The sequence below is a fragment of the Sphingobacterium cellulitidis genome (assembly GCF_043187465.1).
Classification (GTDB): domain Bacteria; phylum Bacteroidota; class Bacteroidia; order Sphingobacteriales; family Sphingobacteriaceae; genus Sphingobacterium; species Sphingobacterium cellulitidis.
In genome coordinates this window covers 2,673,335-2,688,945 of sequence record NZ_CP171136.1, presented here as the reverse complement: position 1 = coordinate 2,688,945, position 15,611 = coordinate 2,673,335, and the positions used below count along the sequence as shown (strand labels likewise).

Annotated in this window: 9 protein-coding genes; all 9 read right to left on the bottom strand. The window is 34.7% G+C overall.

Going from position 1 to position 15,611, the window contains the following annotated elements:
- Positions 1 to 33 precede the first annotated feature (33 nt).
- The 9 genes from brxL to ACF3OC_RS11860 all read right to left on the bottom strand — a co-directional run bounded on the left by brxL (position 34) and on the right by ACF3OC_RS11860 (position 15,520).
- Positions 34 to 2,067, bottom strand: a complete 2,034-nt coding sequence (brxL, locus tag ACF3OC_RS11900; protein WP_094256758.1) for a BREX system Lon protease-like protein BrxL — start codon at positions 2,065 to 2,067, stop codon at positions 34 to 36.
- On the bottom strand, positions 2,067 to 4,619 hold the full coding sequence (gene pglZ, locus ACF3OC_RS11895; protein WP_094256757.1) for a BREX-1 system phosphatase PglZ type A: 2,553 nt from the start codon (positions 4,617 to 4,619) through the stop codon (positions 2,067 to 2,069). The genes brxL and pglZ overlap by 1 nt, the downstream gene beginning before the upstream one ends.
- Before the next feature lie 267 nt (positions 4,620 to 4,886).
- Complete coding sequence (locus tag ACF3OC_RS11890) at positions 4,887 to 5,105, bottom strand: HipA domain-containing protein (protein ID WP_392471601.1); 219 nt, start codon at positions 5,103 to 5,105, stop codon at positions 4,887 to 4,889.
- 16 nt (positions 5,106 to 5,121) lie between these two features.
- Complete coding sequence (locus ACF3OC_RS11885; RefSeq protein ID WP_392469290.1) at positions 5,122 to 6,921, bottom strand: DUF262 domain-containing protein; 1,800 nt, start codon at positions 6,919 to 6,921, stop codon at positions 5,122 to 5,124.
- A 20-nt stretch (positions 6,922 to 6,941) separates the two neighbouring features.
- Positions 6,942 to 10,574 carry a BREX-1 system adenine-specific DNA-methyltransferase PglX gene (gene pglX, locus ACF3OC_RS11880; RefSeq protein WP_392469289.1) on the bottom strand — a complete coding sequence of 1,211 codons (3,633 nt, stop codon included), beginning with the start codon at positions 10,572 to 10,574 and terminating at the stop codon, positions 6,942 to 6,944.
- Positions 10,575 to 10,586: 12 nt separating this feature from the next.
- Positions 10,587 to 14,114: a BREX system P-loop protein BrxC gene (gene brxC, locus ACF3OC_RS11875; protein WP_094256754.1), complete on the bottom strand. Its 3,528-nt coding sequence runs from the start codon at positions 14,112 to 14,114 to the stop codon at positions 10,587 to 10,589.
- Positions 14,115 to 14,124: 10 nt separating this feature from the next.
- Positions 14,125 to 14,730 carry a BREX protein BrxB domain-containing protein gene (locus tag ACF3OC_RS11870; RefSeq protein WP_094256753.1) on the bottom strand — a complete coding sequence of 202 codons (606 nt, stop codon included), beginning with the start codon at positions 14,728 to 14,730 and terminating at the stop codon, positions 14,125 to 14,127.
- A gap of 3 nt (positions 14,731 to 14,733) precedes the next feature.
- Complete coding sequence (locus ACF3OC_RS11865; protein ID WP_094256752.1) at positions 14,734 to 15,321, bottom strand: BrxA family protein; 588 nt, start codon at positions 15,319 to 15,321, stop codon at positions 14,734 to 14,736.
- A complete protein-coding gene (locus tag ACF3OC_RS11860) occupies positions 15,311 to 15,520 on the bottom strand; it encodes a helix-turn-helix domain-containing protein (protein ID WP_094256751.1) in 210 nt (69 codons plus the stop codon). Before ACF3OC_RS11860 ends, ACF3OC_RS11865 begins: the two co-directional genes overlap by 11 nt.
- Positions 15,521 to 15,611 lie beyond the last annotated feature (91 nt).

Sequence of the window (15,611 nt, the reverse complement as noted above, 5' to 3'; positions counted from 1 at the left end):
TATTAAAGGAATGCATATTTGAAGTATTTCCACTTAAAATCCCCCCTTAACTATAAACATATTAAACTCCTTGCATATTCGCTTTTCTTGGTAGTATTCGGCGAAGTCTAGCATACCTCCTGTTCTCTGCCAGATATCCAAACCACGTCCTAAAGATATTACCCATCCATTATCCAAAGTGATACTACGGTCATGGATATTCTCAGCAAATTCATAACTGAAATCCACTTCCATATCCAATAAGGAATCCTTCAACTCGTCGAAAGTATCTATCATCTCTGGAATCTTATCGTCCGTATTGAAGGTCTTAAGGTGAATAGCTATGGTCTCCTCATCTGTCCGCTTAGATAATATCAAACGAACAAGCTCCATCAAATTTCGAACCTGATAAGGGTATCGAATATATGGATCAACAATACTGATTTGATGCACCCCATCTAAATATTCGCCAAACAGTTTTTCATAACTAATATTAGATTGATTCTCTCGAACGTTAACAGTCTTAGCTGATAATAGGGGCTTTTTCACCTGATCTGGAATAGCTAATTCTGCTGCATTTAATACAGTATTAACACTACCATATATTGGCAAAGCATGTCGTTCGGGTTGACCAAATTCAATCTCTTCTAAGGTTTGAATATATCTAACCTCGCCCGAGCTATCTATATACGAAAAAGTTACAGGATCATCATTAAAAGTTTCATCCATTTTGATTAGCTGATCCTTCACCCGCTTCCGACACTCAATAGCAAAGTCCAATAAAACTTTCACATCAGATTCCGTAACATTCAGATCAGGATGGATGATTTTAAGCAAGCCTGAAAATGTCTTCTCAATCGCCGTCTTATCACGCGTCGTGATACTATTCGATAAAGTAAAATACTGCTGATACAACTTGCTATGATCTTCTTTGCGTAAGGCTTTAAGTACCTCTGCCAAATAGTCTACTATAAATCCAAAATCAAAAGTAAAATGCTCATTGCGCAATTTTGAAACTTCCCATCCTGGTATGTAGGCATGCATACGATCTAAGAAGGCTGTATCATGATAGTCTTTGGGTAATGCATCAAATAAATGTGAATTTCGCAACATATACGAAACCGAATGATCAGTATTCCCTACAAATACCATAGACGCTTCTGCTTGATAAACATCCGTACCTCTAGAGAAGGATTTATTCGCCATGTAGTTTTTCATGATATCTACCAAGCCACGATCTACCTTCTTTGTTTTTCCAGCAAATTCGTCGTAGGCAATCACATCCCAATAGCCTACCAAACCAATGTTTCCATTGGAATTATTTACAAAAAGCTTCGCTTTTGAAACCTCGCCTCCTGAAATTAAAATACCATGTGGTGATAACTCTGAATATATGTGAGACTTACCAGTGCCTTTCGGACCTAATTCGATGAAATTATAATTGTTTTCCGTAAAAGGAATCAGTCGACTTAGCTGAATTAATTTCGATCGAGTAGAAAACTCCTCTGGATTTAAACCAATGGATTGCATTAACAAATTCATCCACTCATCTGTGTTGAATTGAGATCGCAAAGCTTTATAATCGCTCAAATCTACATTGGATATTTGAATAGGTTTCACACTTTCAATAATCCAAGGTGGCATATTTCTTTCTTCAACAGCAAAATATTCCAAATTGATTAAAGACCAAACACCTTCAGTAAGTATCTTAGGATTAGCTTTTACTATATTGTCAGCAATTGGAATGGCTTGAATACCAAGATTACTAAATCGTGCTTCGTAACGATCTGCCTTGTCATTAAGTTTTACGGATATTTTATCGATGATGCGATGTTTACCCTTTTCCCTTATAGTAGATTTTACTATTTCCGCCTCATCTCTGTGTACAAAATGATTGGCTATAATTGATTTTACTTTCTCTATACCGTGCTTGATAATTTCCTCATCATTTGTAGAACAATGCTGACCTAATAAATATTCCAAAACGTAAGAAGGAACGACAGCATTACCTTTTATCAATTTAGTTAGATCTTTTCTTACTACTTTACCTTCAAAATGTTCAATTATTTTTTGATCTAGCACTTTCATTAGAATTCATCAATTTCGGTTAAGGTATTTATTTTAATTAAATCGTTTAATATAGGATTTAATTGCTCTATATCTTTCTTATTGTATGCTTTTAAATAGGCTGATTTAACCAATGAACCAGTAGCATTAAGTTCGAGCTTAAACTCAAATATGCGGTCCGAGGGTTGCTGTGACACAGCATTTAACTCTATCTCCACCTCATTAGAAATGAGTTGGTTATTTAAATCATACAAACCTATACTAAGTGTTATTGCCTGAAAACTGTCTCCTACAGCTTGTTCTTGAATCAATTTAAATTTCGCAGAACTTGTAGCTAATGTTTTCAGCTGATCAAAACGTTTAAACGTTACGTTTTCATGCTTCGTATGTCGCTTTCGAGAAAGTGACATGACTGGCACTATTAACTCCTGAATAGAAGCTCCGCCATGAACAAATTGTACACCAAATCCACCTAATTTCTTAAATCGATTAATACCCTTAGGTAAGATTACAGCTACATCCGATTCAATATTTGTCGTATTACTTAAGGCAAGTTGAAAAACATCTTTCGATTTAATACTTTCATTTGTTAAACAAAATCGTGTATGTTCTTTTAAACAAGTAACTACACTTGGAAATACTTGTCTAGAGTTTTCTTTTATCTCATTGTAATTGAATAAAAAGCCGTGATCAGCCGTAACATACACATTGTATATATTTAAGCTGTTATAGAGCTTCTTAATCAATAGCTTTAACTGATCGATACACTGCGTTACAGCTTCAAACGTATAATACTCAGAGCTTCGTTTATCGCCAATATTATCCATCCAATTGTGATAGATATAGATCAGTTTTGCTGGCTTTAACACTTCACGCTGATCGGCAATACTTAAGCGCATAAAATTAGCATAGTCTAGCACTAAGGAATCTGGCTCATACATTTTCAATATTTTCTCTCTATTGCTGCTGTTCGTCTTTACACCATTTATGCTATAATCAATACAGTCAGTACTTATTACAGCCTCTATCCCCAAATTGGGCAATAAATTAGACATCCCTAAATTAGTATAAGAAGGAATAGAAGCTAACATTCCCTTCAAATCAATAGTATTATAAATATCAGATTTTAACTCTAATACTAAATCTTTTGCTAACTCATATCTAAATCCATCTGAAATAATGACTACTTTCTTATGAGGATTAGCAGCTAATAAGTCCGTATAGAAATTATACTGCTTAGGAACTTGCGTTTGGTTTAAATCAAATTTTTTTTCAGTCAATATTTTTAACCAAGACTGGTTTAAGTCAATCAAATACTGATCATAATCTTTATTTAAACGCATAAATACAGCCTGATAGCTATGAGCATCTTGCTCGCGATCAAGGGTTTGATAAGTTGTATAGGCTTGTCTATAATAATTATCTAAACCAAATATTTCGGATTCATATTTTTGAATATAATCCTCAATATAATTGAAATCAAAATCTCTATAGTTCTTTCTTAAATTATAAAACTTAGCCGTATTTTTTAGAAAATCTATAGGAACTCCAAAGCTTTCTACAAGTTTCTGATCTATCTGCCAGCCTGAAATTATTTCTAATGCCTCAGCAGGTTTATCATTAACAATGTCTGCCACTTGATCCAGTTCGTACTGTACAATATGGCTCGTTTGCAAACCAAACTCCACCGTAGTTCCATAGGCAGCTATTACCTTTGTTTCATCCAATGAAGAACCTAATCCTTGCAATACAGCCTCCAAGGATGCTGTTTTATGTACATCATCCTGCCATTCTTTGAAGAATAACTCCATCTTTGACAAGGTTATTTCATCACTTATTTTTAATGACTTATATGGATCTTGCGCACTTACATCTTTTATATAGCGCGTTAAGGCATTATATTTTAGCTTTAAAAATAAAGATTGCAAACTAGCAGCCGTTATATCTTGAACCTCAATATGTGTCGTTTTGTGAATAAGCTCTATTACGATATCGACTAACTTTTCCTTTTGCAAAACTTTAATTTGCTTTTCCCATTGCTCTGCAGATTCATTTAAAATCTCGAATATGCGAATCAAATTGAAGTTATCTTTACCAACTTTTTTCTCGTTTAATAAAAAAGAGATAATCGCATTCTGAAATTTATACGGATTAAAAGGATTGGCTGTTAGTACGGGCAATAATTTTGATTGATACTTATTAGCCTTTACAAAACGCTTATATTGCATTAATAACGGTGCATGCGAATGATGAATAGCATATTTTGTTATGATATCGCCAGACTCATCCACGAGTAATTCCTCATTAGCAAATAATAAATCCGTTAAAGGATAATCTTTCAAGCCTTTTGCATTGGGACGCTCAAACGGATGGTACAATAGAAATTTTGAATTGGCATTCAAAATTTCTACCTCATATTTTATGCGAAAGTAATTGTCTTTTACTTCTAATACCTTAAATTCTTCATCAATAATATTTAATACTTCTTCTCTATACTCCTGTTCACCATCAAAGAATAAAAGTATAGGCGTACTAATTTCTTTAAATCTATTACGTATTTTATCTATTATCATTTCATTTCCTTGATTATATCCCTATCTATTTGCTTTGCCAATAATCTCTCAACTTGAAGCATTTCCGCAAATTTACTCCAATCTTTTACCAATTAAAGTGCTTGCTCTAAGAATTTTTCTGTATTACGAATAGAGTTTTGTTCGGCAATTGTTATCAAATCTTCAAATCCAAAATCTTTAAGTTTACCGATGATACTTAAATTATGCTGACTCACCCATAAACTATCTTGACGATATGCGAAAAAAAATATCAAATGCTGATACTTACTACCATTTTCCTTGAGCATCCTTCAATAAAGCAAAGTTTTTAGTGTGATAATCACAATTACAAGCTACCACATTAAATATCATGCGTTTAAACATTTGCTCAGCTTCTGCATAACTCAAACGTAATAGACGCATTGTTTGAAATATTTGTTCACAGCTGTATGATGTGATATTTGCACACTCGTAATGTTGTAGTGCGCATAAAGTTTGGGTATATATCTTACAATAAAAAACACTACAGCAATATTTGTTCTAATCGATTAATCAAATTTTGCTTCCTTAATTCATAAAAACGAATAAAATCCTTGAACTCAAAACCTATTGAAGAATCTATATAATTATCTACGCAATACTTTACTATATCAGGAACGTTGAGAGCTCCAGCGCTATCTTTCCCATGAATCCAATTACTTAATGATTTATCATTTTTCGATGTGTTACGTTTCCCCTCTAACAATTGAAGATTCGGAACCGAATCTTTAAGCTTTAACCATTCTTGAGCTTCCTCTGCAGTAAGAGATAGTTCACTAAAATTATGAGCGTTAAAACCTGCATGTGGGTGTATATGATCTTGGTGATAATAGACTTCTGAATAGCGATTATTAGGATAGAGTAAGGACAAAATATAAAAAGAATTATGTCCTAATTTATAGTTCATAAAATCATTAATATCCTCCCTATCTATCTTTAATGACTTATTAGCAGCTAACCTGGTTCCTAACATTTCTTGTAAAGGAAAAATAGTATGCTGTAATTTGAAGGATTCCTTATCACTGACTATATTACGTAAAGCAGCGATAATCTGATCCCCTTGACCGCCATAGATATTCTTCAAATGGGCATATAATAAGTATTTTCGAATATTTTCTACACTTGTAGGATCCGTTATATTTCCGCCTTTAAGAATAAAATAAGCAACTATGATAATCGCATTATGTGACGCCAAGGTCTCTTTAGTAAACCCAAAATCAATTAATAAATTAACAGTATGATTAAGTGCATCTACAATCGCCGACCAACGATCTTTTATCATTTGAACATTCTCAGATTTGAAAGAATTCACCTTAAATAAGACAGGTAAATCAGATAAAACGAGACAAGCACGCATCAAAAAGTCGTTATTAAAATTATAACCTTCGCCCATTTGATTAAGATGCTGTAGGAATTTTTCAATAACATCTCTACCATCTTCCCAAGTGGCTACAATCGTCGAAAATAATAAATCTGTTTTCGACAGAATCATACCTCCACTATTCACACGTATAAATATTTCAAGAATATCTTCTAAATCATCATTTTTTATATTGAAATAATTGATGACTGGATCATTTAGTCGTTTGTGCAAATCACGTAAGCCTTTCTTGATAATGCGCTTTTGTGCTTTAAATAGTTCTATTTGCTGCTCATCAGTACATCGTGCAAGCAAAATATCATATTGCTCATCTATTTCTGGATCATCCTTCCAACCTATAATATCACCTACCCAAAACCAAAAGGCAGTTTGTTTATCATCCGTATAGGCCTTTTCAGCATCTGAATCGGTCAAAAAGCGAAATTCGAAATTAAACTCTCTATTAAAAATTAGTTCTTGCTGATCATTCTCTACATAAGGTAAATGCAATAAATTCAGATAAAGCTTCGTTTCTGGATATGCATGACTACTTTTACGCTTAAAGTTTTTCAACTTCGTAATATGTGTACCTTGCAACCCTAAATAAATTGAACTTAAACGCTGCTGACCATCCAATACACCTGTAATCTCTTCATACAGAAAATGTCCATTTTTGCGTTTATTGTAAGGATGACGCTCATCATAATTTTTTAGAAATTCATAGAAAACATAATCTTTAGCCTTTTCCTTTTTTAATGTCCAAAACAAAAAAGAACCAATGGGATAATTACGCATGATAGAATCAAATAATTTTTCTATTTTCCATCGAGGCCACACAAACCTGCGTTGTATCGCAGGTAGGTACGCCTTATTATGTTCTATATCGGTAACGATCTGTTTAATCGAGGTATTCTGATAACTCATAATTTATAATGGGTATAGTCTTACTTAATCACCGCCACAGCGCCTTCAAACTTCGCGTAGTTAACCGTTACGCCATCGTCTAGATCGAAGGTGATTTGCTGGTTGGCTAGGTCTTTTAAAACTTGTTCGTAGGTTTTTAACTCCGAAATTTGCTTCGCCATGTTTTCATAGACCTTCAGCTCCTGCTTGCTTAGGTTGGCTTCGTTGTTGTGCATTTCTTCGTATTGCCCTTTCACGTATTCGATGTGAGGGTGCAGGTAATTACGTAGAATTTTTTGCACAGTGTACGCATCCATTCGATGCATGTACACTAACACACGGAACGCCGACTTTTGTGGAGATTTGGGGTTAGAACAGAATAGCCAATAAATTGGTTTTTTCTTGTACATGGTTCCCGAAATATGATACGCCCAAAACTGCTCGCACATCCATTTCTCATACGGCATGCCCAAGGCTTGATTCAAGAAGTTTAGGTTTTCAGTATGACTTTCATCGCCCCACATACGGTGCAACAATTCGTCGACGCGTTTTACGGCATCATCAGGGAAAGCACAAGCCGATCCCATCAATGGAATAATCGCATCCTCATCAATTGCCATTTGGAAAGGTAAAGCTGCATTTTCCACTACATAATCACTCAACTCTTCCTCCGTTGGGTTAGGATGAGCAATGTGTAAGCCGGGTTGGTCTAAACGGTAACGGCCTAACATGGTACCCACCAAATACGACAGCAATTGTTGCATCACGATATCATCAGCAAATGGTAAGCTAACCTCTTGACCTTTTCTAAATTGATTTTCTAATTCCTTCCAAATTGGAGATAATTTAGCTTCTTCTAAAGACTCCTCATCTTCTCCTTTCTTTTTCTTAGTCTTTTGACGACGTGCTACCAACTCATCTTGTAAAATAGTAATATCAGCTAATAATACCTCTGGCGTTAACTCTTCTTGTAAGCCATAGATGTCAATAAAAATACGGTTAAGCTCTTCTTCGTTGGCATGCAATTGGAAGAAATCTTGACTTACTTTTGCCTTCCACGCCTCATAACTATCCCTTAAAGAACTTTTCCCTAATCTCTTTTCTCTAATCCCTAACAAAGGATTAGTCTCAAAATCCCAAGAAGTCTCGCGTGAATCCCAGTCTTTTTTGGATAAAGAGACATTTAACTTGGATAGAAGTTCTATATTTATATCATTTGAAATAGAAAATGGAAAAATTTGTAACATTCCAACTTCAAATTTCATGGTAGGACACAAAATTTTAAATATTTCATTTGCTACAATGGAATTTAACCATCCTAATAGAATATAAGGATTTATAGAATCTGCTATACTAGGTCCTACATCATTAAATATAAATCCTTTTTGCACATATCTACCAGTAAATGATTTTGCACTTACTGCGTTCCACGTTAACAATTCCTTACCATAATGTTCTTCAGCTCTTAAATATGATTTATTAAAAGATTTTAAATCTTGACCATTATTTTCCCAATTAATAACATTATTAAAATTTCCTGACCATTTTCGATACCCACCACCTTTAATTATTGGTACCCACTTTTTCATTAATTCATAATACCCAAATTTTATGAAATTAATTTCATACCAATTTCTTATAAAAGAGTTATCATCAGAAGTAGTAAGCCCCTTTCTACATTTTGCGTAAGATTCAATACTTTTATCATTAAAAATTTCACGTACTTTCTCACTCACCCAATACGCAATCGGGCTTCCAGGAATTTTATCAAAGTTGGTTTGTGGGATATTGGAGTAAAAATTATTCTTCTTTAAGAATTGTTCTTCCTTCTCACTATTCGACTTATAATCCAATAAACGGTAATACGAACCCTTCGCATCCTTAGGCGTACTATTTTCGAAAACAAATGCCGTAGATTGAACCACCTCGCCCGATAATTCTTCAAAAGTACGTGGCCCTAAATGCAACATACTTTGGATAATCGTATGATTTAATATTTGCTCTCTGTATTTTTCAAAAGAAGATAAGAACATCCAAGAATGTTGGTTAATCATTCCCATTAAACCTTCGCGATGCGTCAAATTCAGCGTCACCTCCATAAACACTGCGAATAAATCCGCTTTCGTCATTGGGTAATGTTTATTCACATATTCCTTTAACTGCGCATTCATGGACTTTTGCCCCATATAGGGAGGATTGGCTACTACAGCAGCATATTTTTTACTGAGCACCAAAGCTACTTCTACATAATTTTTAAGCTGTTGCCAAACGCCTACTTCCTCAATGTCCAAAGTTCCTTGTTTGGCTTTGGTGTTCCAGTCGTAGTACTGCTCAATCAAAATTTCGCGTGCGGCATCGCTTAGTTCTATTTTTAACGCCGAACCGATGTTTTTCCCATCACGCAATTGTTCAAAGGCTTTACACACCTCTGCCACTTGTTGGTTTCGTGTAAAGATTGCCACCGATTCCGATGGAAAAGAACGCTTCTCTGGGAAAGCATAAATATGCGGGATCACTTCCACAGGATTATTCATCAAGGCAATAGCTTGACTCGCATCCACCTGCTGCAGTTGTTGTGCCGCTTTAAGCAAAACGGCAAATCGCGCCAATTGCATCGCACGATCGTCGATATCCAAACCAAATAAATTGTGTTTTAAGATGCTTTCAATTGCATTTTTAGCCGAATACCCTTGTTCGCGGTACATTTTGTACAACCACTCGAATCCCGTCACCAAGATATGCCCCGACCCGCATGCAGGATCAATCAGCGTTAATTGTTCGATATCATCAATCAAAGCTCCTTTGCCATCGGTTTCGTTTTGTACCAAATACTTCATTTGGTATTTCAAATCAGAATCCTCTTCAAAATCCAAATAAATTTTACCCACGGTATTTTCGACCATGTAATTTACAATCCACTTTGGCGTAAAGATTTGCGTTGCTGCAGGAATATCCTCGGGACGTGCTTTTTTATTGGCTTTAAAACCCCTAAACACTTCGTCCTTTTTGTCGGAGATATAAAATTGGTACAACCAACCGATCAATTCCACTTCAGTAAAATCAGTCGCTGAAATCTGCTCTTCATCGTTTAAAGCTTTTAAGATACAATCCGGTGCTAACAAATTATGCGGAATCAATAATTCCGTATAATCATTCACCTGACCGAAAATCTCACGCAACAAAGGATGTTGGTTGCAGAAATTGATCAATAGAATATGAAAAGCCTTTTCCTCTTGACTCGCCAATAAGGCCGCTTGCAGATTCGCTTTCAATACCGAATGTGTTACCGCATGATTCCCAGCCTTGGCATTTTGCAAAGCCACAGGTGTTTGTGAGCCTTTAGCAAATTGCAAGAAAGGTTCGATAAAACCATTTTCTTCCAAGACCTTAATCGCCACCAAACGGTTGAACCAAGTATAAGCAGCTTCCTCCGCTACGTCTTTAAAAGCCTCTTTATTAGCTGTAATTTTCTCCTTTAGGCGGTTCCATTTCGGCACTACCGTACTGTCATTGTACACTTCCGAGCGGTGCATAAAACCACCTTGCATCGCTTGTGGTTCTTCCAGGACTTCTCCTTTAGTAGAAAAACCCCAATATAATATTTGATTGCTCACAGTATCTAACAACTGTATACGCGCTGCTTTAGCAAAAAATTTTAATTTGTTCGTATTCATCAAAAGTCAGGATTAAGTCAAGAAGATTTTACCATTTTTACCAAGCTCCACCATCAATTTATTTCTAAGGATTTCGAGCAATGCATCTACCTGCTCAGGGCTATCAATAGTATTTCCTGCAATAATAGATGCCGAAATATTCACTGTCTGAATAGCTTTAGGCTGATAGGTTTCGCCCATATCCGCAGCATGCTTTTTAGCAGCCGCGTCCTGTAGTCTTTTCAGATTATCCAATCTGAATTCGCTAGCTTTTAATTCCTGAATTTCAAGATCATTAATCTGTTTCAGCTTCTCAATCTGGGCTAGCTTATAGCTTTTGTCAGTGGTTAACTGCGATTCCTCTAGCTCTAGTTCCTCTTGCTTAAACCTTAGCTCCTCAAAAATTTCCTCGTATTGCGTTAGTACCGATTGCTTCAATTCAGCAACATATTTTTCTAGCGCTTGCTTAATCTTCCTATTCGTCTTACGAATAATTGGAAATTGTTCAGCAGGCTGATCATCTGTACTGAAATACTGAAGCAAGCCTTGCAAATCACCTTCCGCATCTATTTTTTCAATATTATGCTTATTATCTAACACATAGTCGCGCATTTCTTGATAGCTTTCAAAATTGCTATCAATGAAATCCTTAGTCTGCATATACAGATCACGATATGTTTTTAGCTCCTTTTGCTTCTCAACAACTAAGCGCATTAGCTTTTCCTCGCTGCGCGTCTCGTAGACATCGCGTAGTTCTATATTAAAACTGTTGATATGTTTGACGAAAGGATATCCCAGATACACTTCTTTATACTGATTAGATTCAGTTAGTAATAAGCTCAAACCATCTTTAAATTGTTTCACCAAATCAGCCACCTCATGATTAGTGGACGCAAAAGAAATACTAATAAAAATATCCTTTACAGCTTGCTTAAATGAAGCTACCTCCTCTTGATTGTAGCTTTTTAATTTTTTGACAAGCGTAGCCTCTCGATCACGACTATTAATGGCTTTGCTATAATAGTCTTTAAGATCTATGACTTCATTTTGATACTCAATCTGTCTGTATTTTTTATGCGCTAAATTGAATAGTATATGCAGGGTTGTTAAATCTCGCCATCCGTAAGGAGCCTTTTCAAATTCTTTCACCAAATGCGCTACAGAAGCCTCATCCCCTAGAATACTTATTCTATTGTTTACTTCAGTCTCCGCAATATTCAGCTCAAAATTCATAGAAGGACTCTTCAATGCAACTTGAATAACACTTTGCAAATCATTATTACTTTGCGCAAAGCTATTACTCCAACTGTGGTTTTTATACAGCGCTTTAACATGATAATCTACCATATCATTAAAGCGTTGCGCTGGGTTAGCACTACTTATTTCCGTAGCATCTATTACATTTTGATTGGAGATAAAAGGCGTAGTAGCAAATAGTTTTTCAAAACGAATAATAAGGTCCTTTAAAAGCACCTCATTACGCGCATGGAACTCTTCTAAGGTTTTAGCTCTAGTACCTGAAGCTGCAGCACGATTATCAGCTAAATATTGCGCAGTCTTACAATAGGTAAAAAAGTCTTTTTTGAAGTCAGCCTGTTGATGAAACCAATAATTGATATTTATACACAATTCTTTAGCAGCCATTTGAAGTGCTAGCTGATTAATATCTGCACCCTCAAACACCATGAAACGTATATTAAAAGCATCTCCATTCACCAAGATTTTATCATCTATAGATAGCTCTGCTTTAACTGTTCTATTGCCCAAATTTATTGCCGCATCAGGCTTAACAACTTTCTTGATGATGCTGTTGTAGAAATACTCTAAACGTGTATTACTTTTAACCTCAGCATCAGCAATAGCATTAGCAACTTTAATCCCCTCATCGTCCAAAAACTTGTATTTCCCTTCTGAAACTTGAATGATATTTTTATCAACTAAGGTATCTAAAACACGTTGAATGCGCTCCTGAATCCTCATCTTCACTTCCCTAACATCATTCAATAAAAGTAAAGTAAGATTCTCCACAGTTGCCGGTAGATTCACACTTGTATCTTCGCTTAGGTTGGAGATCATAAATAATACTTTAATCACCCTATCCGCAAATACCTTTTCTTCAGCATCTGAAAAACTAATCTGTAATGCCTTATTCAAAATAGAATTTGCAGCATGTGTCAAGTTTTTACTAAACTGATTGTTGAAAAAATTATCAAAGGATATAAAATACCCTAGCTCATTATTTTTCTGCTTATCTGCGGTGTAATGAGTGATACCTAAAATCGCGCGCTCTGTATTTTTCACACCTTCACCCACATAACCTACCGTACTGAAAGAATGAAAGACATCGGAAATCAGACGAAATTGATAAGGCACAAATGGGTAAGCCAAATAAAACTCATCTGCGTTCTTATAGTTATTGTATAAATCATGATCGAAAATGAATTGATTTTCTATTGCACTTTTATTTTCCTTATAAAAAGGAACTAAACCTTTTAACCCTTCTTCATTCTTCTCTAGGATCCTTTTCTGGGTGATATAAGCTACATCTTGCGAATCCAAGGAAATCATAGTCTCGAAGCGACCCATAATCTTTCCGAAATCTTCTGACTTCTTCTCCGTATTATTAATTAGGTTTCTAAGATCTTGCTGAGCCGTACATACTATCCAAACCTTATTACCGATTTTCGAACCTATTTCTTCGACTATGGTCTGTAAGTTTAATAACAGGTCCGTATTCGCTCCGATGTATTGTGACACCTCATCCATCAAGAAGATGAGTTTGTAATTGGCATCTTGAGCCTCTACATGCGTTTTAAGCTCTTCTATAAACTCATCAATTCTATAGTTAGAATCTGCTTTTATAGCTGAAGTTAAGGATGCCTTATCCAGATTAGGATCAAGCTCTATAGCTACATCTAATACTTTGCTTAAGTGTCGTTCAATGGTATGTCTAATTTTGGAGTTATTCCACTCCTCATTAAGCACAGCCTTTATCTTTGTTTTAAATTGTTCGAATAAGCCTAAATCGTCTAAATGCTTTTCAATTAATAAGGCTACGGCTATATTCAATGTATTATATCCACGACATGCGTTGAGTTGATTAAATAAAATACGTGTAATCGTATTATTATTCTTTATCGTACCCGATACAGCATCAACGTTGAAGATAATCTCATCAATAGTCGTTTTATCCAGATTATTTTGAATTAATTGCACATTCGACAAGGTTACCTCTGAAAGATCATCCAGTTGTATATCTTGTAAAGATTTTTTATATCGTTCGAAAGCTAACTGTCGTGTTTGCTTATCTAAACAATAAAATAAATACTTTATAAAATGTGACTTACCCGAACCATAATAACCAGAAATCCAAACACCTGTCTTCCCTTCCCTTTTATGGCTAATGGCATTTAAAAACTTATATATATTTTGAACAATATCTTTCGTGAACACATATTCACTAATTTCCTGCTCAACATTATCATTTCCTAATTCACTAACTACAACAGCCGGATTAATATGGCGTGTTATATCCTTTTCATAAATTTCTTTTAAAATCATAATTGTATAATTATAACAATTGGTTTAAATGATTAGCTCTATATAAATTATCATCGTTGAATTCACCAAATAAGGAATAATTCGCATTGGAATATGTACCTGGATAGAATACAATCAATTTATGATGCTTTATATATTTCTCCGTATTTTTTAAAAAATGAGATACGCGCAGGTATGGAAATATACTTCCAAATCCATATACGATAAAGTAAACCTTATCAGCATCTCTATCTTTAAAATATCCTTCTATTTTTTGTCCCAAATAATCTAAAAACTCACCTTCTTCTTGCGCCTTCACTTTTAGATATTCCTGAGCTCCTTCAAAATCTTCCGATTCATAATTAAATGAATCATCTAAAAGAGTTTCTCCATTATAGGTTTGTTCCTTCAAGAAAGTTAAAAATTCAACATAAATATTAATGACCATACAATTCAGACTATTGGATGGTCGTTTTAATTGCTCATTTAATAAATTAATCTCTTTACGAATTTGATATTCCTCTCTAGGATCATATGTATAGATATATGCCGGAAAAAACAAGAGCCCTGTATTTGGATCTTTGAAAGCATCTTCCGACAATAAATTAAAAATTCGGTCTATTCTATTATCATTCATCCTCTAAATCTCTTCGGCTTTAGTAAATAAAATACAATGAAAGAACCATTCATCTCGATTCTTTTTAATCAAGTTTATTAAATCATCTGATGGCAGTAATGGTATAAATTGTTGTCGCTTATACATCCCAACATCTTTGTACATTTTAACAGCCACTTGCGCTAATTTATATTGTGAATGACCACTGATCTTATTCAACTCTTCTTCTGTTAGTTTCGATGAAAGAAAATATTTAAAATCGTAAGTCCCCAATTCGTTATCGTAATTGAGCCATTTTTTATATACTACTTCTAAAGAAAATTCAGTGATAATAAAATAAGTCTTACAAATCGTTAAAAACAAAATGATTCGCTGATCGCTTTCACTTAACTCAAAAAATTTCGACAAATACGTTGCGTCGATCTGTTTAAATCGTTTATCCAATTCACTTTTTATACGCTTTCTTGATGACTCAGCATTGGTTATTAAAACCTCACTATCTACAACAACATCTCCTGAATAATAAGATGTTATATCCTCAATTGCACGAATATATAGTACAGCTTCGTTATACAACAGTGCTCCAGCTGTAAACGCTAAATTATAACTCATTTTTTCCCTCCAACTTATCTACTAAAAGATCCTTTGCTTTCACTTCCAATAATTCGGCTATTTTATATAAGGTTTCAATACTTGGTTGATGCCTGTTTTGCACATATCCATTCACCATATTAAAGCTTTTGCCAAGCTTTTCTGCTAGCCAAGTTTGCTTAATACCCTTTGCCTCAAGAACTTCTTTTATTCGGTTCATATGCACTAAAAATAGTAAATATTTCGAGATATTTTATAGGAATATTATTAACTAACGATACTTAAAATAATATTTAATAAAAGACTTTAAA